Raw genomic sequence first — 22,562 nt, forward strand, 5'->3', positions numbered from 1 at the left:
GGGGCGCGGCAGTCGGGGTTACCCCCTGTTGGCCGCAAGCCACGCGGCGATATCCACGCGCGTGACCTCTGCGTCCTCCAGCAGGCCCAGCCATTCCACGCGGGCGGCGGCCACGTCTTCGTTGCGGCTGGCCAGGTCCAGGGCGGCGGCCCGGTGGTGCAGCCGCGTGGCGCCGATGGTGGCGGACGCCCCCTTCAGGCTGTGCGCGAGACGCGCGAGGTCGTCCAGACGCCCTTCTCCCAGTGCGGCCTGCATCTTGGCCAACCGGTCGGCGAAATCGGGCAGAAAGGTGTCGAGCAGCAGCGTGAGGAATTCGCGGTCGCCCTGCAGGCGGCGCAACACGGCGTCGAGATCGAAGACGGGGTGGTTGGCGGGCTCGCTCATGGGACACTCTTGAAGGGTTGCCGGACCACGCCGCCGGGGCATCCCGGCCCGGAACGCGGGCGCGGGTCCGAGGTTCATCTTGCAGACTACGGCAACACGCCCCCCATCGGCAAGGGGGAACGGTACGCGTGAGGTCTCCATTGATATTCATAATGCGAACACCGCCGAAAACCGGCGGTGTTCGCATTCATTGCATCTCGCGCAGGCTGGCGCCCCGCCCCGGCGGCCTCCCGCCAAGGCGCTGCCTGCCCCGGCAAGGACGGCCGCACGGCACGTCACGGCAGGTATTCGACGGGGCTGGGCGGCAAGGCGGGATCGGGCACGTCGCCACGGTCCATGCCGCTCCGGAACCTGTCGCGGTCTCGCTTCATCTCTTCCAGCGCATTGGCCTGGGCGGCCTCGCGCGCGTACAGCTCCGCGGACTGCGGGCCAAGGGCCAGTTCGTCCGCCTGTAACAGGTTGAAGCGCTGGCGCACCACGCGCAGCACCTCCATCCTGTCCGTGGTCCAGCCGCTCCACGCGGTGCGGGCCGCGTCACCGTCGCGCGCGGCGATGGCCGCGATGCCCGCCCAGAACCGGGCGTATTCATCGGCCCGCCAGTCCTCGGTCAACGGCATGAGCACGGCGCGGGCCGCCGCGTAATCCCCCTTGCGGTACAGGGCGTATCCCTGCCGCACCCCCGATCGCCAGTCGGACGGGTTCTCGGCCGTAACGGCGGCGTAGGCCGTGGCGGCCTCCGCGTAGCGGCCCTGCTCCAGCAATGACGAAGCCTGCATGCTCTTGCCGGAACATCCGGCCGTGATGACAACCGCGACGACAAGGGCCACAAGAACCAACGCTCCGTGGAACCTGTTCATGATGCCTCCCTGGCGGGCTACATGCCCCGCCGTATCAAACCGAACTTCTTCAACTTGTATTGCAAGGTACGACGGCTGATGCCCAACGCGTCGGCCGTGCGTTCCCGGTGCCCGCCGTGCACGTCCAGCGCACGCAGCAGGGCGTCGCGCTCCGCGTCGTCCAGCGAGCCGGGGTAGGCCCCCGGTACGCCGCCGCCATAGCCACCGCCCAATGCGTCACCCTCGCCCTGCCACCCGATGTCGCCGCGCGGCAGGGAGGACTGGGCGTCGCCCCCCCACCCCCGGCCCTGCCGGTCCATGCCACGTTCCATGCCACGTTCCGGGCCTCTTTCCGGGCCTCGTTCCGGCGTGCGGTCCATGCCGTCCTGCCTGTCCGTCAGCACCTGCGAGGGCAACGAATCCGGCCCCAGTGTATCCGAACGGCTGAGGATAAGCGACCGTTCCAGAACGTTCTCCAGTTCGCGCACGTTGCCGGGCCAGGCGTAGCGCATCAGCGCGTCGAGAAACTCCGGGCTCACGCTGCGAATGCCCTTCTTGTTCTTGCGGCACAGCCGCTCCAGCAGCCGACCGGCCAGCATGGGCAGGTCCTCCAGCCGGTCGCGCAGAGGGGGGGAGACCACCTCCAGCACGTTGAGCCGGAAAAAGAGGTCTTCGCGAAATTCACCCGCCTCCACCGCGCGCCTGAGGTCGCGGTTGGTGGCCGCGATGATGCGCACGTCCACCGCCACAGGGCGCACCGCGCCCAACGGCTCCACCACGCGCTCCTGCAGTGCGCGCAACAGCTTGGCCTGCAATTCCAGCGGCAGTTCTCCGATCTCGTCGAGGAACAGCGTGCCCCCGCGCGCCAGTTGGAAGCGCCCCGGCTTGTCGCGCACCGCCCCGGTGAACGCGCCCTTCATGTACCCGAACAGTTCGCTTTCCAGCAGGTGGCCGGGCAGGGCCGCGCAGTTCACCTTGACCATGGGTTGCGCGGCGCGGTTGCTGGCATCGTGCAGGGCCTGGGCGATAAGCTCCTTGCCGGTGCCCGATTCGCCCATGATCAGGATGGTGGCCTCGCTGGGGCCTGCCTGACGGATGAAGTCGCGCACCCGGCACATGGCCTGGCTGGCCCCCACGATGGGCGCGGTGGGGTCGTCATCGCTCAGGCGGCGGCGCAGGTTTTCGTTCTCCTCCATCAGCCTGCCGAAATCCCAGGCCTTTTCCAGAACCGCCGTCAGCTCTTCGTTGTCGGCGGGCTTGGTCAGGTAGTCGTAGGCTCCCTTCTTCATGGCCACCACGGCGGACCCCACGGTGCCGAACGCGGTCAGCATGACCACGGGCAGGCCGGGGTGCAGTTCCTGGATCCGGGCCAGCGTTTCCTGCCCGTCCATGCCGGGCATGCGCATGTCCAGCAGGACCACGTTCACGCGGTCCTGGGCCAGGAATTCCAGGCCCTCCTCTCCGGAGCCCGCCTCTTCCACGGTCCAGCCGCTGTCCTCCATGACGGCGCGGACCATCAGGCGATGGCCGGGTTCGTCGTCGATGACCAGAAGTCGCTTCATCGTGTTTCCTTGGTGCTGACGGTGCGCCTGTCCGCGCCCGGCATGACGGCGCGGACCATCAGGCGATGGCCGGGTTCGTCGTCGATGACCAGAAATCGCGTCATCGTTTGTCCTCGGTTATGTCGATGACCGTATCCCCGGCGGATTGCTGCGCCGTGGCCTGGTCCGTACCATTTCGGTGCGGGGCGTTTCCGCCTGCTGCATCCTCGCCGAAGGCGCTCCGAGCCGCGCCTGGGCAACTGCCCGCCGGGCTGTCCGCGTCGCGAAAGGGGCCGACGTCGGCCTCATCCGCTTCCGCATCCGCCGCTCCACCCGATTCGGGGCGAGAGCCCGGAAAAAACAACGCCACCGTGGCGCCGCGCCCCACCTCGGAATCTATCTGGGCCCGACCGCCATGATCGCGCATGGTCTTGTGCACCAGGGCGAGTCCAAGGCCGGTGCCCTTCTTCTTGGTGGTGTAGAACGGCTCGAAGGCCTGTTCGCGCTGTTCGCGGCTCATGCCGGGGCCGGTGTCGCGCACGAACACCCACACCCCGCCGTCCGAGGCCATGGAGGAAATGTGGATTTCCCGTTCGCCATGCCCGGCTGTGGCCGGGCACTGCGCCAGGGCATCCAGGCTGTTCAGCACCAGGTTCAGCAGGGCCTGCTTCAGGGCGTCCTCGTCGGCCATGACCAGGTCCGGCCCCAGGCTGGTGCGCATGCGCACCCCCAGCTTGCCCGCGTCGAAGCGCACCAGGCTTTCCAGTTCCGCCGCCAGCTGCCCCAGGCTTACCTGGCGCGGTTCGATGGCGCGCGGCCGGGCCAGGTACAACAGATCGGTAATGACCCGGTTCAGCCGGTCGGCCTCGCGCACCATGGTCTGGGCGTAGTTTTCGTCCGGCTGCTTGCCCGCCAGCTTCTTGGCGAAATACTGGGCAAAGCCGCGCAGCGCCGACAGCGGGTTGCGTATCTCGTGGGCAACGCCAGCGGCCAGCGTGCCCACGGCGGCCAGCTTTTCCGCCTCGCTCAGGCTCTTTTCCAGTTCGCGGATCTGGGTGCGGTCGCGGATGATGACCAGCCGGTCGTGCTCCTCGTCGCTTTCGCGAATGGGCAGGGTAAGGATTTCCAGGTGCGCGCCGTCCACGGTGCGGTTGGCCCAGCCGGGGGTGGCCCCGCTGTCCGGCCCGGCGATGCACCCGGCGATTTCCGGCGGCAGTTCGGCCACGTCCGTGCCCGCAAGGCCGCCGTCGCGGGCCTTCAGGATGTCGTGCGCGGCCGGGTTGGCCGCGCGCACCACATTGTCCTGGGTGATGGTCAGCAGGCCGTCGGGCAGGTTGTCCACCAGCCGGGCCTGGAACCGTTCCAGCACGGCGGCGCGGCCCGCCTGCTCGCGCCGCTTCAGGAAGCTCATGGTCAGCACCCAGATGAACACCGCCGCCGCAAGGATGTACGCGGCCTGAAACAGGGCGTTCTGGCGAAAGCCACGATACACGGCGAGGTGCTTGGCCATGTCCAGCCCCACCACCAGAAAGGTGGGCAGCGCGTTGGGGTCGTCCTGCGCGAAGTCATCCTGCGCGAAGTCACCCTGGGCGAAGGGACCGGCCGCGTGCGGCTGGGCGGTGTCGCCTTCTTCCGGCCCGCCGGGGCGGGGCTGCCCCGCTCCGTCCGTTTCCGGGGCGTGCATAAGGGTGTGGCTGCGCGGCAGGATGCGCTTGCCGTAGACGTAGGCGCTCAACTTGCCGAAGGTGGCGCGGCCGTGCCATTCGCCCTTCTGGGAAAGGTCCTGCAACGCCTCTGGCGGGAAGACCAGCGTGCCTCCCGCCTCTTGCGTGGGGCGCGAGGTGAGCACCCGCCCCCCCTGCCGGTCGATGATGCCCACGAACAGCACGTCGCCGCTCTGCTCCAGTTCGCGGAACAGTTCCGCCGTGCCGGGGCTGAACAGGCCAGGTCCGTTGGGCCGCATGAACAGCCCGCGCCGCAGCGAGGTTTCCACCGCCTGCAGCACTGAACGCGCCGTGAGGATGAGGTGCTGCGTGCCTGCCTCTTCCTGCCGGTTCAGGGTCTGCCCGGTGGAGACGATGAGCGAGAGCCCGATGGTCACCAGCGCCATCACCGCGATGATCAGGGTGCTGCGCTCGGTGTTCTTGTCGGCGATATCCATGAACTTTCCTTGGGATGCGCGAACCAGGCTGCACAAGCGGCCGGGCGTGGGCTTGCGCATGAAAACGCCGTGCCAAGACGTGCACAACGCGATTCCGGCTGGTTACGCAAAACACATTGCACAAATGGTGTGTCGGCGTCGCTTCACTGTGCATAAAATTGCACACGCGGAAAAAACGCGCAACACCCGATTGCACGTGTGCAATCCAAGGACGGAAGAAAGAAAGGAGGCGAGGAAAAGAAGCTCGAAGAACGAAGGGTGCGGCGGGAGCGCCACGCGGCGCGCATCGGAATTACCGGCCGTGTCGCTGCCCGGCGCGACGCACCGTGCGCGGGGGACAGCACGTGGCTATTGTGCGCCGGACTGCGCTCCCTGCCGCTGGCCGTTGGGGGAGGTGGCATTGCCGTTGCCGCCCGCCGCGTCCTGCAAGCCTTCCAGCACGCGCAACGGCATGCCGATGACCCCGCCCAGCAGATCGAACACGGTGCTGCCCAGGTTCCCCAGGGTGCCGGTGACGATGCCCGTCTGGCGCACGCTGGTTTCCGGCTTGCGCAGGTCGCCGTGGAAGCGGATGGGGAAGGTGGGCACGCGCACCAGCGAGACGTCGGTGGTGTAGTCGATGCGCTTTTTCGCCAGGTCCACCCAGCCCCGGCCCACCATGGTCAGCAGCAGGCTGCGCAACGTGAAGTCCTCGTTGTGCAGCACGCCGGTGCGCATGTAGCCGCTGGCCCGCGCCTCGGAAAACGGGGTCTTGGACTGTTCCGGCGTGCTCGATTTGCCCCGCGTGCTGTAGAAGCCGTCGCGCACCTCGAAGGCCCAGGTCCCGGAAAGGGCGGCGGGCATGTCGCCCTCGGTGCGCAGGGGGCCTTGCACGTCCAGCACCAGCATGGCCTTGCCCCCAACATAGTCCTTGCCCGCGAAGCGCTGCCCCACCGGTTCCAGGTCGAAGTCGCGCGCGTCGAGCACCAGGCGCGTGGCCAGGGCATCGCCCGCCGTGGCGCGGATGCTGCCCCCCAGCGTGCCGCCATAGAAGCCGGAGGCGATGGGCCCCACTTCCAGGTGCCCTTCGCGCAGCAGGATGGGGGCGGTGAACCCGTCGAACCGCAACTGCTTGAGCGTGGCGCGCCCAACAGAGACGCGCCCGTCCGCGTCGAAGGCCCGCAGCCAGGCGTAATGCAGCGGATCGTTGGATGGCCGCGGCTCCGGCTCGCCGGGCGCAGGGTCCGGCTGCCTGGGGGCCAGGTAGCGGTCCGCGTCGAAGGCGTCGGCGTGCACGCTGAACCGCCACAACGGCCGCTGCCCCGAAATGCGCGAAACGTTGCCGGACACGGGCTGACCATCCAGCATAAGTTGGATGTCGGTGAGGTCCAGGGTGTTGCCCGCTTGACGGAAAGTGGCGGCCAGGTCGGCCGCGCGCAGCGCGTCATCGGCCATTTTCCATTCGGGCAGGCCGACGGCGCGCAGGGTGGCGCGGGGGTCGGCGAACCGGGCGTTCAGCACGCCCGACCACATGGCGGCCTTGCTCATGCCCGTGGCCGCAAGGGACATGGTGGCCCGCGCGGCCAGGGTCTCCACTTCCAGGCGCTCGCCGTTCAGGGTGCCCGCGTCGAAGTCGAAGCGCACCGGGCCGGAAAGACGCACATCCACCACGCGGTCCAGGTCGGTCAGCCCTGGCGGCAGCGACAGGCGCAGCGTGGCGGGCAGCCGGTCGGCGGCCACGGGCAGCCCGGTGCCCGTGTCGAACAGCAAGGGACCGTTGGCCGTTGCCTCCCATTCCGTGCCGGATGGCGTGCGCATGGCCGTGCGCCAGGCCCCGGTCCAGGCCAGCCGGGCGGGGGCCTTTCCGTTGGGCAGGCCCTGCCCCGCCGCCTCGCCGCGCACATCGAACCGGGTGAAGGGCTGCCGTTCCAGCGCGCCGTTGCGCCACACCAGCAGAAAGCCGTCATCCAGGCGCGCGGCCAGCGTGCCGCGCATGGAGGCCACCACGGCCCCAAGGCTGTGGCCCTGCCCGCGCACCGACGCCTTCAGCCCCAACTTGCCCGCAGCGGATTCGCGCCCGCTGACGATGACCGCCGGACGCGCCAAGGCCACGTCGGCGGCGGTGAGTTGCAGGCGGTAGTCGTCCACGATGTCCAGCAGGGCCTTCACCGTGCCCCCGTAGAACGAGGCGGCCGTGAATTCCAGCAGCGTGCCTTCGCGCGAGGGGGAACAGCGGAAGGCCAGCCCGCCCGTGTCGAACTTCCAGCCGCGCGCCTTTTCCGCCCGCACGCGGATGTCGTAGCCCACGTCGGGAATATCGTCCGAACCGCCGCTGGCGGGTTGCGCCGTACCCGCCTTCCCGTCGGGGGCGGCCACCGCGGGGGGGCCGGAATGCGTCAGGGGGCGCGGGTCGGCCCCGGCCAGCTCGGGCATCACCCTGTTCACGTCGATGTCCGGCCCGGCCACGTCGATGGCGATGACCGGCGCGCCGAAATCGGCCACACCGCCCGTACCGCGCAGGGGCATGCCCAGCACTTCGGCCGTGAGCACGGGCACGTCAAGGCCGCGCCGGGTCAGCGTGAATTCCAGATGCCCGGAAATGGCGTCCAGCGCGTGCTGCAACCCCACGGGCAGGTTGCGCGCGAAGCCGAACCAGCGCGGCAGGCTGAGCCGCCGCACCTCGGCCGTTCCCCGCGCCGCCACCTCATCCGTGCCAAGCCCGGCAAGGCTGGCCGTCACCTCCACGGCGTCCTGCTCCAGTTGCAGGCGCGCGCCGGTAACGCGCGAGTCCGCGCCCCGCTCCGCGTCGAACGGCACGGAAAGCTCGAAGGGCACGGGCTGCCCGCCCAGCGGCACATGGCCGCGCGCCCGGATGGCGCCATGGGCGGCAACCGGCAACAGCCCGGCCGTACCGTGGGAAAGGGCCGCCTCCAACGCCAGCGTGCCGGTGACGCCGGGCGCGGCGTCGTAGGAGCAGGACATGCGCAGCACGCCCGCGCCAGCCTTGTCCGCATGGACCATGCTGCCGCTGCTTCCGGCGGCCTGCCCCGGCGCGTTGCCAAGGCCCGGTGCATTGCCGAAACCCGTGGCGTTGCCCGGCCCGCTTCCCGCCCCCTCGCGGTGCGGCAGCACGTCACGCGAGCCAAACGCGCCGCCCAGCAGGTCGCGCAGCTTCCTCCAGCCGCCTCCCGGAGTGGAAAAAGAAATATCCACGTCGCGCAGCACGCCGGGGCGCGTTCCTGGCGCTGTGACCCATTCCAGGCTGCCATGGCGCACCGTGCCCTCGGACAGGCGGCCGCCACGGGCGACCAGGGACACGTCCACCCCTTGCCCGCGCACCTGCGCGCCGGTGGCGGTGTTGCGCCATTCCAGGTCGGCGTCGTCGATGCGCAGGACGGCCGTGCCGGTCAGCACCACCTGCGGCGAAAACCATGGCGTGGCGGCCGGGGAACCGGGGCGCGGCGCGTCTTCAGAGGGATGAGGGAAGGATTGGGGGACGGATTGAGGGGAAGAGTGGAACGCTGGAGCGCCCCCGGCAACTGGGGAGGTTACAGAGGCGGCACCGGCCGCGGACACGGAAGCCGCAGGGGCGTCGATGGCGGAAGGCGCGGCCTGCGTGCCAGCACCGGCCTCGGCCCCCGCCTCGCCACCGGCTCTCGTGCCAGCCGCACGGCCGAGCAGGTCGTCCCATCCGTTGCGGCCATCGCCGTCGGTCAGCAGCAGCAGGCGCGGCCGGTCCACCTCCACGCCGCGCACCTCCACGCGACCGGAAAACAGGGCCGCCAGCCCCAGGTCGAGCCGGACCTCGTTCACGCGCAGCAACGGTTCCTGCCCGGCGAAGGGGCCGGTCTGGGCCATGACCACGTTGCGGGCCACCACCGTGGGGTCGGGGTCGAACACCACCCGCACCCCGCCCTCCACCCGGCTTTCATGGCCGGTCAGCGCGGTGAGCGTCTCGCCCAGTTGGCGCGCCGCCACGTCAGAATCCACCAGCCGACGCAACGCCACGTAGCCGCCGCCGACGGCGAGCAGCATGATGCACAAGATGATCAGCAGGAGGCGCAAACGCATGAATGTTCCGGTTCGACGGTGTGGCGCGGGCGGCGCGGATGGCGCGGCGGCGCGGCTTACGCAGCGTCACATGCTATAGCGAACCGCCCGCGAAAACGCCACCCCCGGCGGGGGGAAACGGGGCCGCGCCCAGCATGCCGACCAGATCCCCCGCGGCCAGGGGCGGCGCATACAGGAACCCCTGCGCGTACCGGCAGCCCAGCGAGGCCAGGATATCGGCCTGGGTGTGCGTTTCAACCCCCTCGGCCACGATCTCCAGCCCCAGGTGCAGCCCCAGAGAGAGGATGGACCGCACGATGGCCTGACCGTCTCGGTCGTGCTCCAGCCCGGCCACGAAGCTGCGGTCGATCTTGATGGAGTCCACCGGCAGCCGCTTCAGGTAGCCCAGCGAGGAGTACCCCGTGCCGAAGTCGTCCAGACACAGCCGGATGCCCAGTTCGCGCAACTGACCCATGACCGTGATGGCCTGGCTGCCATGGCGCATCAGCACGCTTTCGGTCACCTCGAAGCGCAGCGTGCGCGGGTCGGTGCCGGTGCGGTCCAGCAGGGTTTCCACGGCGTGGGGCAGCCCCGGCTGCATGAACTGGCGGCCGGAGATGTTCACGTGCACCACGCCCGGCGGGGGCAGGCCCGCGTCGGACCAACGGCGCAGTTGCGCGCACACTTCTTCCAGCGCGAAGGCCCCGATGGAGGTGATGAGCCCGGTGTCCTCGGCCACGGGCACGAACTCGGCAGGCGAGATGTCGCCCCCTTCGGTCCGCGTCCAGCGCAACAGCGCCTCCACTCCGTGCAGGCCGCCGTCCTCCAGCGACACCACGGGCTGATAGTGCAGGCGCATTTCCTGCCGTTCCACGGCGCGGCGCAGGTCGGTCTCTATGGTCAGCAGGCGCAGCGCCTCTTCGCGCATGCGCTTGTTGAACACCTTGAAGCGCGACTGCCCCTGCTCCTTGGCGCGGTACATGGCGGTGTCCGCGTCGCGCACCAGCTCCTCGGGCGTGGAATACTGGTCGGTGCGCAGCACGATGCCGATGCTGGCGGTGGTGAACACCTCGTGCGGGCCGATGCGCACCGGCTCGGCCAGACGCGCCCGGATGCGCCGGGCCACGCGCACCGCCGTGCCCCGGCTGGGGGTTTCCTCCAGCAGCACGCCGAATTCGTCGCCGCCGAAACGGGCCACGGTGTCCACGTCGCGCACGCACTCGCGCAGCTTTTCGGCCACCACCTTCAGCAGGGCGTCGCCCACGTCGTGGCCGAGGCTGTCGTTGATGACCTTGAACCTGTCAAGGTCCAGGTACAGCATGGCGAAGGTGTAGTTGCGGCGGCGCGCGGCGCGCTTCAGGGCCATTTGCAGGCGGTCGTGGAACAGCAGCCTGTTGGGCAGGGCGGTGAGCGGGTCGTGGAAGGCCTGGTGCTCCAGCCGTTCGCGGCTTTCGTGGCCCAGGGTCACGTCTTCCAGAAAGCCCTCGTAGTACATGGTGGCCCCGTCGGCCCCCGGCACCCGCCGGGCGTTGACCGAAAGCCAGACGTACTCGCCGCCCTTGCGCCGGGCGCGGAACTCGAAGCCGGTCACCTGGCCGAGCTCTTCCATGCGCTCCACGAATTCGGCGCGCCGGGCGGGGTCCACATACACGGCGGTGCCTATGGACTCCACGACACCCAGCAGTTCCTGCTCGTCGTCGTACCCAAGGATGCGAGCCATGGCCGGATTGACGCTGAGAAAGCGCCCCTCGGGCGTGCTCTGGAAGATGCCTTCCAGCGCATGTTCGAAAATGCCGCGAAAGCGCGCCTCGGCCCGGCGCAGCGCCTGTTCCACCGTGCGGCGTTCGGCGTTTTCCAGCATCAGTTGGGCGTTGGCGCGGCTCAGTTCACGGGTGCGCTCGCGCACCTTGCGCTCCAGCAGCCCGTGGGCGCGGTGCAGGGCGTCCTGGGCACGGCGGCGTTCGGTCACGTCGCGCACCAGGCAGATGCCGTAGGTGGTCCCCATCACCTGCCGCCGCACCAGCGAAAGCTCCACCCAGCAGGGCGTGCCGTCGCGCCGCACCGCCGCCACCTCGCCCGAACGCAGGGCTGCCCCCACGCCAGCCCCCCCGTCGCCCGTGCCGCAGGGAGGCGCGGCCACCGGCCCCGGCAGGGTGCAGGACACGCCGGGCATGGGGTCGCCCGGCACGTCGGCCCCCGCCAGAAAGGCCAGCAGGGCCGCGTTGTCGTGCACTTCCGGCTCGGGGGCGATGTCCTCGCCGTCCTCGGTCTCGAAGGCGAATTCGTGAATGGCCACGCCCGGCGGGGGGGCATCGGGTGCCACGAAGCCGAACACCTCGCCCACGGGCTTGCCGTCGGGGTCCGCATCCAGCCCGAACATCGCGCACAGGGCCGCGTTGCTGCGCAGCACAAGCCCCTGCGGATCGGTGACCAGCAGGCCGTCGGCCATGCCCGCCACGATGGTGGAAAGCTGTTCCAGCGCGCCGCCCAACTCCGCCGTGGCCTGGCGCACCGAATCCTCCAACCCTTCCACCAGACCGGCGAGATCGCGCGACATGGTGTCCATGGCGCGGGAAAGATCGCCTATCTCGTCGTCGGCCTTGGCGGCAGGCAGTTCGGGCGGCGCGGAAAAGTCGTGCGCGGCCACCCGGCGGGCCTGCTCGGTCAGATGCATGAGCGGCCGCGAGATGGAATGCAGCAGCACCCACGCGCCCACGGCGCACGCGGCGAAGAAGGCGAGGCCCAGCCCCTGCTGGCGCAGGATGGCCCCGTCGATGTATTCGCTGATGCGCCCCCGGTCCATGCCGATGTGCACGAAGCCGCCAACGCCGGAAAAGACCGGCATGGTCACGTGCATCACCTCTCGCCCGGCCTTGCCCGCCGGATCGTCGATGCGCAGCCTGTCACGCAGCACGGTGACCTCGTGCATGCGCGCGCCAGCCAGCGAGGCGGCAAGCTGGCGCACCGGCTCGGGCACCACCGGCACGAAGGTGTGGGCCAGGGTTTCGCCCCGACCGTCGGCCACCAGCACGTAGGAAACTCCGTCTATGCCCAGGAACTGGTCGATACGCGACTGCACCGTGGTCACGTCCCGCCCGATCAGGCTTTCCAGGTCGGCCCCGGCGATGGCACGGGCGATGGCCAGCGCCTTGCTTTCGTATTCGCGGGTCAGCAGGGTGTGCAGCGTCCAGCCGGAATAGACGGACGTGACGGCGGCGTACACGCCGAACAGCACGATGAGCCCCCGCAGGGTGCGGCCGAACAGGCGGGAACGCTTCATCGCCGCAACTCCGCGAAGTCGGAAAGCTCCACCACCGCGCCGCCGCGCACCGTGGTGAAGCGCACCAGCCCCAGACCCTGCATGGCGGGCGTGTGGCGGTACGGCAGGCCCACGCCGAGGTCGCACCCGTCAAGCCCGGCCAGGGCGGCCGGGAGCCCGGCGGGGTCCGGGTCCTGCCCCATACGCTCGAGCGCCCGCACCACCAGGCGCGCCGCCAGATACCCCTCGAAGCTCACCTCGTCCGGGATACCCGCCGTCGATGCGGCTCCTTCTGCGGATGCGAGCGGCGCGGGGGGCGCATAGCCCGCCTTGGCCAACCGCGTCATGTCGCGACGAAAATCCACGGCGGCGGGCAGGTTGCCGTCCCAGGGCGGCACCACCTCCACCATCACGAGGTCTTTGGTGTAGTCGCGCCGCGCGGCGTGGCCCAGATCGGCCAGCAGCCCCAGCAGGTGGCGGCTGTCCACGAACGAGGGCATGGCCACGGGAATGGCCGGACCGGGCGGCAGCGACGCCGAAAGGTCGCGCAGGTCACGAATGAAGGTGGCGCAGGCCGCGTCGGTGCCCACGCAGACCACGGCATCCGGCCTGCCCTCCAGAATCAGCCCGGCCTGTTCGCTGAAATCCGCCTCGCTGCCCGCGCCGCGCGGATACGAAGCTTCCGCCGTCAGGGCCAGACAGTGGCAGGCCAGCGCGTCGCGCAGGTCGGCCCAACCCTCGCGGCCGTAGGCGTCCGCCTGGTAGAACACGGCGATGCGCGCGCACCCCGCCCCGCGCAGCCGTTCCACCAGCGCGGAGAATTCCCTGTCGTACGGGGCGCGCAGACGGAACACCAGGCCCGCGTGGCGCGGCAGGTACAGGGGACGCGCCCCGGTGAAGGGAAACAGCAGCGGCACGGCGCGGTCCGGATGTGCGCCGATCAGCGGCAGCACCCGGGTCACCGTGGGCGTGCCCACCAGGCCGAACAGCGCGAAGACGCGCTCGTCCTCGATGAGCCGGATGACGTTCCAGACCGTGCGCTCGGGGTCGTAGCCATCGTCCAGGGCCACGATTTCCACCCGCCTGCCGTGCACCCCGCCCTCCGCGTTGACCTGGGCCAGGCAACTGGCCGCGCCGCGATGGAATGCGCGCCCCAGCGAGGCGCCGGGACCGGTGAACGAAGCGGACATGCCGAGACGCACGGGCGCGCCGGGGGCCAGCGCGGACTGCGCGGATAGACTGGGTTGAGCGGGTGGAGCGGGTTGCGCACCGGGCTGGACGGATACGGCCTGGCCGGGCGCATCCACGTCCTGCCCCGCTCCGGGCATGCATGCCGCGTCTGCCGCGGCAGCAGCACCCGCAAGCAGCAGCGACAGCAAAAGGACCGTGCAGGCCACGGTCACGCGGTGCGGCTGGTGCTTCATCGCGGCATGCGCCATGCCCATGGTTCCCGATCCCGTATGCGTCTGGTGCTCCCCAATGCGGCCGCGGGCTTTACCCCGGCCCGGCTCTCACGTAGAATTCAAAAGGTTACGTTCAGACTTACTGGACCCAACGCCACGTGGCAACAGAAAAACTCTTTCGGAGCACACCCATGCGTATCGTCGTACTGGACGGCTACACCCTGAACCCCGGGGACAACCCGTGGGACGCCGTGGCCGCGCTCGGCGAACTGACCGTGCACGACCGCACCCCGCGCGAGGCGATACTGGAGCGCGCCGCTGGCGCGCACATGGTGCTGACCAACAAGACGCCGCTGGACGCCGCCACCATCGCGGCTTTGCCCGACCTTGCCTACATCGGCGTGCTGGCCACCGGATACGACGTGGTGGACGTGCGCGCCGCCGCAGCCCGGTCCATACCCGTATGCAACGTGCCCGGCTACGGCACAGAGGCCGTGGCCCAGCACGTCTTCGCCTTTCTGCTGGAGCTGTGCCGCCGCATCGCCCGCCACGACGCCAGCGTGAAGGTGGGCAACTGGAGCGCCAACAAGGACTGGTGCTTCTGGGAAACCACGCAGATTGAGCTGACCGGCAAGACCATGGGCATCGTGGGCTTCGGCAACATGGGCAAGCGCGTGGGGCGGATCGCCAACGCCTTCGGCATGAAGGTGCTGGCCTATTCGCCCAACACCCGCACCATGCCGGGATACGAGCCCTTCTCCTACGTCTCCCTTGACGAACTGTTCGCCCGGTCCGACGTGGTCACCCTGCATTGCCCGCTCACCGACGCCACGCGCGGCATGGTCAACAAGGTGCGCCTGGCGTCCATGAAGAAGGGGGCCATCCTCATCAACACCGCGCGCGGCCCCCTGCTGGACGAAGCCGCCGTGGCCTCGGCGCTCAACGACAATCACCTGGGCGGCCTTGGCGTGGACGTGGTGGCGGTGGAACCCATCCGCCCCGACAACCCGTTGCTGACGGCCAAGAACTGCCTGATCACCCCGCACCTGGCCTGGGCCACCCTGACCGCGCGCCAGACCCTGATGCGCGTGACGGCGGAAAACATCCGCGCCTTTCTGGCCGGGTCGCCCGCCAACGTGGTCAACGCGACCAAGGCCTAGCGCACGGCCGGGCGCACGCACAACCGCCCGTTCCCCGGCCCCCCTCGGCATGTACCTCCCCGTCCCCCCCTCCGGCCCGCGCGCCGGGCGGGGCGGCGCGTTGTCGGAGGGGCATTCCGCCGGGCCAGCCCAACCCGCCCCGCAGACGCAGAAAACGGGAGGGACATGCATCCCCCCCGTTTCCGGATTTCCGCCGTTTCCGCCCGTGGCCGGGCGTCCGCGCGCGCTGCTACAGCGCGCCCTGCGGATCGTCGCGCAGCATCTTCACCGCGCAGAACTTGCCGCACATGGCGCACTCTTCCTCGTTGCGGTGCTCGCCCCGGCGGGCGTCCACCATTTCCGGGTCCAGGGCGCGGCGCTTCATCTCGTCCCAGTCCAGAGCCATGCGGGCCTGCGACATGCCAGCCTCGCGCTCCAGGGCGTGGCGGCGGCCAAGGGCCACCTCGCCCGCCTGCGCGGCGATGCGCGAGGCCATAACCCCGGCCTTCACGTCGTCGATGGTGGGCAAGGTAAGGTGTTCGGCGGGGGTGAGGTAGCACAGGAAGTCCACCCCGGCGCGCACGCCGATGGCCCCGCCGATGGCCCCGGCGATATGGTCATAGCCCGGCGAACTGTCGATGGTCAGCGGGCCCAGCACGTACAGCGGGGCGTTGTTGGTCAGCTTCTTGATGCCGATGATCTGCGCCTCCACCTCGTGCATGGGCACGTGACCGGGGCCCTCGATCATGCACTGCACGCCCTCGGCCAGGCCCGCCTTGGCCAGGCGACCCAGCATCATCACCTCGTCCCACTGGGCGGCGTCGCCCGCGTCGGACCCTGCGCCGGGGCGCAGGCCGTCACCCAGCGACAGGGTGACGTTGTGCTTGCGGGCAATCTCAAGGATGCGGTCGTACCGTTCAAGCAACGGGTTCTCCTTGCCGTTCTTGCGCATCCAGCGGGCCAGGATGGAGCCCCCCCGCGAGACGATGCCCAGCACGCGGCTACCCTCGGTGGCCCATTCCGCGCCACGCCGGGTCAGGCCGCAGTGCACGGTCATGAAGTCCACGCCCTGCTCCGCCTGCATCTCTATTTCGGCGAACAGTTCTTCCGGGTCCATGCCGGCCGGGTCCTTGCCCTTGTCCAGGTACTTCTGGGCCACGGAATACAACGGCACGGTGCCCAGCGGCAGCGGGCAGGCGGCCAGCATGCCCTTGCGGATGGCCAGAAGGTCGCCCGCGATGGAAAGGTCCATCACGGTGTCGGCCCCGGCGGCCAAGGCGGCGGCCAGTTTTTCGATCTCGCGTTCGGGATTGTTGCACAAGGGAGAGGTGCCGATGTTGGCGTTGACCTTCACGCGGGAAGGCTGGCCGACAAGCAGCGGGCGCAACGAAGGGTGCGACGGGTTGCCGAGCAGCACCATGGTGCCGCGCTCGATGCCGTCGCGAATGGTGGAGGGTGCTAGGCCCTCGTCCGCGGCCAGGGCCGCGAGGTGGGTTTCGAGAACGCCCGCGAGCGCGGTGTTCCGGGTAAGGATGGACATGATGGTCCCCGCTGCTGACTCAACGGGAAGGGGCCGGTGACGCCGACAACACGACGCTCTTCCCCTACCCGTTCGGGAAGCGGCTGGCAAGGGGCGACCACGACCGGGCGCCAGCGCGGTCCGCCGAGGCGTCGCGCATGCCCCATGCGCCCGATGCGCCCGGTGGCCCGCCGTCCCGCGTTGCGCCCGCAGCCACGGCGCGGTATACCCCGGCCATGACTGATGAACGCGGAAGGCGCATGCGCAAGCTTTTCTGGATCGGCAGCCCGTTCTTTTCGCAGGCCCTGCGCGAAGAAGGCTGGCAGGTGCACGCCATGGACTTCCAGCAGGTGGCCGTGTTCGGCTGGGAGGACATCGTGCGCGCCGCAGGCTGGGAGCCCGACGTGGTGGTGGTGGCGGACAAGAGCCGCCCTCCCTTCGTGCTGGGCATGGAATCGTTCCCGTGCCTGACGGTGTTCTACTGCGTGGATTCGCACATCCACAGTTGGTACCCGCTGTACGCCCAGGCCTTCGACGTGTGCCTGATGAGCCTGCGCGACCACATCCCCCTGGTGGCCGGGCGGCGGTTGCCCGACGAGCGCATCTGGTGGACCCCCGCCTTCGCCAAGGACGCGGATCTGCCCCGCCCCCCCGCACCGGAATGGGACCTGCTGTTCGTGGGCACCGTGGACGCCGCCCGCACCCCGGCCCGACACGCCTTCCTGCAACGGCTGGGGCAGCGCCTGCCCGGCCTGCACGTGACCAGGGGCGACTACCGGACATTGTACCCGCGCGGACGGCTGCTGCTGAACTACTGCGAACACGGCGACCTGAACTTCCGGGTTTTCGAGGCCCTGGGCTGCGGCGGCTGCCTGGTCACCCCGCGCATCGGCCACGGGCTGGCCGACCTTTTCGAGGACGGGCGCGATCTTTTGCTGTACGAGCCCGACGACATCGAAAGCCTGCTGGCCGTGGCCCGCGCCGCGCTGGCCGACCCGGAGCGATGCGCGCGCATTGCCGCCTCCGGGCTGACCAGAGTGGACGCCGCCCACCGCGCACGCCACCGGGCGCGTACCTTCACCGAGCGGCTGCGCGCGCTGCCTGACGCCGTGGTGGACGAACGCCGCGCGGCGGCGGAAGACATCCGCCGCACCCACCTGCGCCTGATCTACCTGCTGCTGGCCGAGCAGATGCCCTCGCCCCTGCTGCGTGAAGCCTACCTTGCCGCCTCGCGCTGAACGCAAAACGCCCGGCGGGCCAGTTGGCGCGCCGGGCGTGGGTGATTTCCGAAATCCTGATTCCTGCGTCCAGCGCTCCTGCTGCTGGCAGGCGCTTTCGGCGCGGGCTACGCCGCGCCTTCACCGTCCCCGGGCGGGAACTCCTGCGCGACGGTGGTGCGATGCTGCCGCCTGTGCTCGTCGCGCTCGGCGCGCAGCACATCGGCGGTGATGAAGCCGAGCAAGGCCAACACTTCTTCCTGCGGCAGGGGGTTGCCGGTATTGCGGCGGTAGGCTTCCGCCTTGGCCACCTGGTCCTCTGAAACCAGCCCCTTGCGCAGCAGCCGTTCGGTCAGGCTCTCGCGCTGTTCCGTGGCCGTCTGCGCGGCGCTTGCGCGCAATTCCACGACGCGGTCGGCCTCGCGCTCCGCATGCGCGTGCAGTCGCCCGCGCATGGCGGCCACGCTGGCCTGCAGGGTGCCGTAGGTTTCGGCCAGGTTGGCGAGGCGCAATTCCATCAGCTGGATGTCGCGCTCAAGGGCCGCCTCCGCAAGCCGGGGCGCACCCCCACCGCGCAGCTTGGCGTACAGCAGCACCGCCGCCACGCAGCAAGCCAGAAGGATGAAGACGATTTCCATGCGCCCTCCGCCGTTCACAACCATCCGGATACGCCGCGGGACCTGCGTTCCTCGGCGTCCTGGGGATTGAAGCCCCTGCCCGGCCTTGCCAGCAGAAATCCAAAGCGGCACGTGGCGGCCGACCTTGCCCGCCCTCAAGCCACCGGTGCGGACCGCCCCTGCCTAGTCGTCCAGCTTGAGGTCCGGCAGGTTGCCCTTCCCGCCGCGCGAGGCGCGGGCATCGGTCCGGCGCTCGCGGCCTTCACGGTAGGCGGCGGCATCGTCGCCGAACGAAAGCAGGTCGGATTCGCTGGCCCCAAAGGCGGGCCGGGCATCACGGGCATCGGCCTGCCCCTGGGCCGCTCCGCCGAAGGCCGAAGTGTCCAGCGTCGAGGCGTCCAGGCCATTGGCCAGGCCGTTGTCACGGCCGCGTGGGGCACCGGAGCCCGGAAGGTCCAGCCGGGGCAGTTCCACGTCCTGCGCGGCGTGGGCCGTGGCCGTGTCTTCGTGGCGGTCCACCAGTTCCACCGGCAGTTCCCCCGGCTCCTCAAAATCCATGCCCAGGCCGCCCGGCAGGGAGGATGCGTCGTCCGCCTCCTGCACCAGGCCGTACAGCGGGTCGCCGCCCGCTCCGTACCCCGTGTCGGTCCGGGCGTCGGGGCCGGTGCCGTACTGCACGTGGTACTGGCCCGCCGGTTCGTCGAACGCGTCGTGCGCCGGATCGGCATGGGCGGTGGGGGGCAGCCCGGCCGCGGCCGCGCGCTGGGCGCGGGCCAGTTCGTTCACCCGCGCTTCAAGGGTGCGCAGGCCAGAAGCCAGCATGGCGTGCTCGTCACGAATGCCGCGCGCAAGCTCGTCCATGCCGCGCAGCACAAAATAGAACATCACCAGCAATCCCGCGAAACACAGCAGGATGAACATCATGAACATGGTGGCGTTGTCGAACATGGTTCCTTTTCTCTCCCGGAAAAAAAAGGCGGCATTCCCCCGGCCACCGGCCTGCGGGCCGGATATGCACTTGCCGGGGAACCCCGCTTGCAGTAACCATCCGGCACCTAGCACATCCAACGATGCACCACAATACATGAGAACAAAGGGCACCACATGGCCTCATCCAATATCCGACCCCATCTCGTCGTGGCCGACGAGAACGGCGAGATATACGACCACCCGGACCTGCTGATGGTCTGTCGGCGCGGGCACGAATTCGCCCTGCCCCGCCCGGACGAACTGATGCCCCTGCCCGACGAGAGCGAGCTGTTCCTGCTGCCCGGCCGCCGCGCCGTAGGGCTGGACCCGGAAACAGGCGAGGCCGTGGGCATGGACGAACTGGCCGTGGCCGCCTTCGCCGCGCCCGCGCACACCCTGACCGCCCACCCCGCCTACACCAGCGAGCCGGACGCGCCCACCCTGCCCCTGTTCGCATACGGGGCCGTGGGCTTCGCCAACGGGCGCTTCTACGTGTGCGCCAAGCGCGTGGACGAATCGAACCGCCAGGTGTTCCGGGGCATCCACCGCAAGAAGGTGGAACAGACCGCCCGCGAACTGATGCGCCGCTACCCGGACAACCGGCTGATGCAGCACCTGACCGCCAAGTGCGCCCTCACCTATTCCTGCCCGGCCGCGCGCAACCTGTGCCTTGGCCGGTACGAGGCCCCGCTGCCCGTCTCGCGCGCGTGCAACGCCCGTTGCGTGGGGTGCATCTCGCAGCAGGAGGCGGGCTCGCGCATCTGCGCGACCCCGCAGAACCGCATGGCCTTCACCCCCACGGCGGCGGAGATCGTGGAGGTGATGCGCCACCACGCCCGCAACGAGGTGCGTGAACCTGTCTTTTCCTTCGGGCAGGGCTGCGAGGGCGAACCCCTGACCGAGGCCCCGCTGATCGAAGAGGCGGTGCGCCTGTTCCGCGCCGAAGGCGGGCGCGGCACGGTGAACCTGAATTCCAACGCCTCGCTGCCGGGGGCCGTGGAACGCATCGCCGCTGCGGGCCTTACCTCGCTGCGGGTCAGCCTGAACAGCGCCCGCGAAGAAACCTACAGCCGCTACTACCGCCCGCACGGCTACACCCTGGCCGACGTGCGCGAAAGCATCGCCACGGCGCGACGGAACGGGGTGTTCGTCTCGCTGAACCTGCTGTACTTTCCCGGCATCACCGACACCGAGCCGGAACTGGAGGCGCTGCTGGACATGGTGCGCACCTGCGGGGTGAGCTTCATCCAGTTGCGCAACCTGAACATCGACCCGGAAATGTACCTGGAATTGCTGGAAGGCATCGAATTCGGCCCCAGCATGGGCCTGGTGAACTTCCGCAAGCGGCTGCGCCGGGAATGCCCGTGGCTGGGCTTCGGCTACTTCAATCCGTATCTGGGCGACCACCCGGACCTGACCGCGCCCCTGCCCGGCCAATGGCAGCCCACGCCGCTGGCCGACCTGCTGCGCGACGCGCCAGAGGCCCTGCCCGACGCAGGACCCGATGCCGACCGCACGGCGGAGGGCGACCTTTCCGGCGTCGAGGACACCGAGCCCGACGACGCGGACGAAGGGCTGCCCAGGGGCCACCGCCACGCCGGAACCGGTGTGCCGGACGACGACGAGGCCCCCGGCTGCGAGGACTGATCCCGCGCCACGCGGCACCCAGCCCGAACCCACGCATGAACGCACGACGGGCCGGAACCCCATGGGGTTTCGGCCCGCCTTCATTCCCGCCTGCCAGAGAAAACAGACGGGGCCGCCCCGAATGGAGCGGCCCCGATGGAAGACTGTGGTCTGCCCCGGTCTGCTAGAACGCGATCTGCACCTGTTCCGCCGTCTTGTCGCGGCGGCGACCGATGGTGCCGATGCGCCAGGCCTGGGCGTGCATGGCGTTGACGCGGCCCAGCACCTCGTCGCACACGTCGGGCGAGACGATCATGATGTAGCCGATGCCGCAGTTGAAGATCTGCAGCATTTCAGGCCAGGTCAGGTTGCCCTGGGCCAGCAGCCAGCTGAACACCGGCGGCACGGTCCACGAGCCGAAATCCACGTGGGCCTCGACGGTGGCGGGCAGCACGCGGGGAATGTTGTCGTAGAAGCCGCCGCCGGTCACGTGCACCATGCCCTTGATGTCGAAGTCGCGCATCACCGAGCGCACGATGTCCACGTAGATGGCGGTGGGCTCCATCAGCACCTCGGCCACGGTGCGGTCGGAGCCGGGCAGCTGGGCGTCGCCGCCAAGGCCGCTCTGGGCCAGCACCTTGCGGGCCAGGCTGTAGCCGTTGGAATGCAGGCCGGTGGAAGCGATGCCGATGATGGCGTCGCCCACGCGGATGGACGAGCCGTCCACGATGCGCGCGTTGTCCACCAGGCCCACGCAGAACCCGGCCAGATCATATTCGCCGGGGGCGTACATTTCGGGCATTTCGGCGGTCTCGCCGCCCAGCAGAGCGCAGCCCGCACGGCGGCAGCCCTCGGCCACGCCGGAAATGACGCTGGCGGCCACGTCCACGTCCAGCTTGCCGGTGGCGAAATAATCAAGGAAAAACAGCGGCCGCGCGCCCTGCACCAGAATGTCGTTGACGCTCATGGCCACGAGGTCGATGCCCACGGTGTCGTGCTTGCCGAACTGGAAGGCGCACTTGAGCTTGGTGCCCACGCCGTCGGTGGAGGAAACAAGGACCGGGTCGTCCATGCCCGCGAGGTCCGGCTTGAACAGGCCGCCGAAGCCGCCGATGTCGGATATCACGCCATTGGTGTGCGTGCGGGCGACAATGGACTTGATGCGCGACACGAGGGCATTGCCGGCGTTGATATCCACCCCCGCATCGGTGTAGGCTTTGGAACGGTCCTCAGACATTAACGTAGGCTCCTTGGGTCATCTGGCTTCGGATTTTCCGGAAGCCCTTCATAGGCTTTTACCCCCCGAAGCGCAAGAGGAACACGCCATGAAACCCTTGTCGGCACGGCCTTTCCCTTATGGTATACTGGCAGCGGTCATGCTGTCCACAGTGATGACGCCGGGCGTTGCGCCCACGGGCAAGGCCATGGCCGCGCAGGCAGGCAGCCACACCCGAACCGAGCAAACCGTGACCGGCGAAACCGCCGCCACGGGCGGCATCCCCCCGCAGCAGGAACAGCCCCGCAACGACACCTTCATGGGCACCGGGGGCGACCAGTCGTACATCGGGCGCGACCCGGCCACGGGCGACCGGATCATGGAATCCAAGGGACCGCCCCGGCATCAGGACATGCCGCAACAGCAGGTGCCCATGATCATCGCACCGGAAATCAACGTCAACGGCACGTGGGGCCAGCAGCAGCCCAACTGGTCGGGCGGGCAGGGCAACCAGGGCGGCCAGAGTGGCCAGGGCGGCGGCGTCATGCGGCCCACCCCCCTGCCCAAGGGCGGCATCGGGACGGGAAAACGGCAGTAAGCCGTCCATCCCCCTGTCACCCCCTGTCACTCCCTGTCCCCCCCCGCC

General features: G+C 69.6%; 15 protein-coding genes. 4 read left to right on the forward strand and 11 right to left on the reverse strand.

What is annotated here, in order from left to right; all coding sequences use genetic code 11:
* Positions 1–18: 18 nt before the first annotated feature.
* The 7 genes from RVX_RS08990 to RVX_RS09020 all read right to left on the reverse strand — a co-directional run bounded on the left by RVX_RS08990 (position 19) and on the right by RVX_RS09020 (position 13,649).
* Complete coding sequence (locus tag RVX_RS08990) at positions 19–384, reverse strand: Hpt domain-containing protein (protein WP_116305602.1); 366 nt, start codon at positions 382–384, stop codon at positions 19–21.
* A 275-nt stretch (positions 385–659) separates the two neighbouring features.
* Complete coding sequence (locus RVX_RS08995; RefSeq protein WP_116305603.1) at positions 660–1,241, reverse strand: tetratricopeptide repeat protein; 582 nt, start codon at positions 1,239–1,241, stop codon at positions 660–662.
* A gap of 17 nt (positions 1,242–1,258) precedes the next feature.
* A complete protein-coding gene (locus RVX_RS09000; protein WP_116305604.1) occupies positions 1,259–2,782 on the reverse strand; it encodes a sigma-54-dependent transcriptional regulator in 1,524 nt (507 codons plus the stop codon).
* Between the two features lie 100 nt (positions 2,783–2,882).
* Positions 2,883–4,922, reverse strand: a complete 2,040-nt coding sequence (locus RVX_RS09005; RefSeq protein WP_116305605.1) for a two-component system sensor histidine kinase NtrB — start codon at positions 4,920–4,922, stop codon at positions 2,883–2,885.
* Positions 4,923–5,270: 348 nt separating this feature from the next.
* The gene (locus RVX_RS09010; RefSeq protein WP_172596554.1) at positions 5,271–8,972 is read right to left on the reverse strand and encodes an AsmA family protein; all 3,702 of its coding nucleotides are present in this window, start codon (positions 8,970–8,972) and stop codon (positions 5,271–5,273) included.
* A gap of 73 nt (positions 8,973–9,045) precedes the next feature.
* Positions 9,046–12,231, reverse strand: a complete 3,186-nt coding sequence (locus RVX_RS09015; protein WP_116305606.1) for an EAL domain-containing protein — start codon at positions 12,229–12,231, stop codon at positions 9,046–9,048.
* Positions 12,228–13,649: an ABC transporter substrate-binding protein gene (locus RVX_RS09020; protein ID WP_230404502.1), complete on the reverse strand. Its 1,422-nt coding sequence runs from the start codon at positions 13,647–13,649 to the stop codon at positions 12,228–12,230. The genes RVX_RS09015 and RVX_RS09020 overlap by 4 nt, the downstream gene beginning before the upstream one ends.
* Positions 13,650–13,804: 155 nt before the next feature.
* Here RVX_RS09020 and RVX_RS09025 point away from each other — a divergent pair, with 155 nt between their 5' ends.
* Complete coding sequence (locus tag RVX_RS09025; protein WP_116305608.1) at positions 13,805–14,773, forward strand: D-2-hydroxyacid dehydrogenase; 969 nt, start codon at positions 13,805–13,807, stop codon at positions 14,771–14,773.
* Positions 14,774–15,002: 229 nt separating this feature from the next.
* On the opposite strand, the gene thiC is transcribed toward RVX_RS09025, so the two are convergent.
* Positions 15,003–16,292 (reverse strand): phosphomethylpyrimidine synthase ThiC, encoded by a 1,290-nt coding sequence (thiC, locus tag RVX_RS09030; protein ID WP_116305609.1) that lies wholly within the window; start codon positions 16,290–16,292, stop codon positions 15,003–15,005.
* Between the two features lie 239 nt (positions 16,293–16,531).
* Between thiC and RVX_RS09035 the strand changes: the two genes are divergently transcribed.
* Complete coding sequence (locus RVX_RS09035) at positions 16,532–17,509, forward strand: glycosyltransferase (protein WP_116305610.1); 978 nt, start codon at positions 16,532–16,534, stop codon at positions 17,507–17,509.
* Between the two features lie 107 nt (positions 17,510–17,616).
* On the opposite strand, the gene RVX_RS09040 is transcribed toward RVX_RS09035, so the two are convergent.
* Positions 17,617–18,126, reverse strand: a complete 510-nt coding sequence (locus RVX_RS09040) for a hypothetical protein (RefSeq protein ID WP_116305611.1) — start codon at positions 18,124–18,126, stop codon at positions 17,617–17,619.
* A gap of 162 nt (positions 18,127–18,288) precedes the next feature.
* Complete coding sequence (locus RVX_RS09045) at positions 18,289–19,053, reverse strand: hypothetical protein (protein WP_116305612.1); 765 nt, start codon at positions 19,051–19,053, stop codon at positions 18,289–18,291.
* A gap of 156 nt (positions 19,054–19,209) precedes the next feature.
* On the opposite strand from RVX_RS09045, the gene RVX_RS09050 reads away from it, so the two are divergent.
* Positions 19,210–20,721, forward strand: coding sequence for a radical SAM protein (locus RVX_RS09050; protein WP_116305613.1), 1,512 nt, complete (start codon positions 19,210–19,212; stop codon positions 20,719–20,721).
* A gap of 163 nt (positions 20,722–20,884) precedes the next feature.
* On the opposite strand, the gene purM is transcribed toward RVX_RS09050, so the two are convergent.
* On the reverse strand, positions 20,885–21,937 hold the full coding sequence (purM, locus tag RVX_RS09055) for a phosphoribosylformylglycinamidine cyclo-ligase (protein ID WP_116305614.1): 1,053 nt from the start codon (positions 21,935–21,937) through the stop codon (positions 20,885–20,887).
* Between the two features lie 139 nt (positions 21,938–22,076).
* On the opposite strand from purM, the gene RVX_RS09060 reads away from it, so the two are divergent.
* Positions 22,077–22,514: a hypothetical protein gene (locus RVX_RS09060; protein ID WP_230404505.1), complete on the forward strand. Its 438-nt coding sequence runs from the start codon at positions 22,077–22,079 to the stop codon at positions 22,512–22,514.
* Positions 22,515–22,562 lie beyond the last annotated feature (48 nt).

This window comes from Nitratidesulfovibrio sp. HK-II (genome assembly GCF_003402415.2).
Lineage (GTDB): Bacteria > Desulfobacterota > Desulfovibrionia > Desulfovibrionales > Desulfovibrionaceae > Cupidesulfovibrio.

What these genes read in the sequence shown, in the direction of transcription:
- RVX_RS09025 (WP_116305608.1), top strand. Translation starts at nt 13,805, where the DNA reads ATGCGTATCGTCGTACTGGACGGCTACACCCTGAACCCCGGGGACAAC.
- RVX_RS09060 (WP_230404505.1), top strand. Translation starts at nt 22,077, where the DNA reads ATGCTGTCCACAGTGATGACGCCGGGCGTTGCGCCCACGGGCAAGGCC.
- RVX_RS08990 (WP_116305602.1), bottom strand. Translation starts at nt 384, where the DNA reads ATGAGCGAGCCCGCCAACCACCCCGTCTTCGATCTCGACGCCGTGTTG.
- RVX_RS09010 (WP_172596554.1), bottom strand. Translation starts at nt 8,972, where the DNA reads ATGCGTTTGCGCCTCCTGCTGATCATCTTGTGCATCATGCTGCTCGCC.
- RVX_RS09015 (WP_116305606.1), bottom strand. Translation starts at nt 12,231, where the DNA reads ATGAAGCGTTCCCGCCTGTTCGGCCGCACCCTGCGGGGGCTCATCGTG.
- RVX_RS09020 (WP_230404502.1), bottom strand. Translation starts at nt 13,649, where the DNA reads ATGGCGCATGCCGCGATGAAGCACCAGCCGCACCGCGTGACCGTGGCC.
- RVX_RS09005 (WP_116305605.1), bottom strand. Translation starts at nt 4,922, where the DNA reads ATGGATATCGCCGACAAGAACACCGAGCGCAGCACCCTGATCATCGCG.
- RVX_RS09050 (WP_116305613.1), top strand. Translation starts at nt 19,210, where the DNA reads ATGGCCTCATCCAATATCCGACCCCATCTCGTCGTGGCCGACGAGAAC.
- thiC (WP_116305609.1), bottom strand. Translation starts at nt 16,292, where the DNA reads ATGTCCATCCTTACCCGGAACACCGCGCTCGCGGGCGTTCTCGAAACC.
- RVX_RS09045 (WP_116305612.1), bottom strand. Translation starts at nt 19,053, where the DNA reads ATGTTCGACAACGCCACCATGTTCATGATGTTCATCCTGCTGTGTTTC.
- RVX_RS09040 (WP_116305611.1), bottom strand. Translation starts at nt 18,126, where the DNA reads ATGGAAATCGTCTTCATCCTTCTGGCTTGCTGCGTGGCGGCGGTGCTG.
- RVX_RS09035 (WP_116305610.1), top strand. Translation starts at nt 16,532, where the DNA reads ATGCGCAAGCTTTTCTGGATCGGCAGCCCGTTCTTTTCGCAGGCCCTG.
- purM (WP_116305614.1), bottom strand. Translation starts at nt 21,937, where the DNA reads ATGTCTGAGGACCGTTCCAAAGCCTACACCGATGCGGGGGTGGATATC.
- RVX_RS08995 (WP_116305603.1), bottom strand. Translation starts at nt 1,241, where the DNA reads ATGAACAGGTTCCACGGAGCGTTGGTTCTTGTGGCCCTTGTCGTCGCG.
- RVX_RS09000 (WP_116305604.1), bottom strand. Translation starts at nt 2,782, where the DNA reads ATGAAGCGACTTCTGGTCATCGACGACGAACCCGGCCATCGCCTGATG.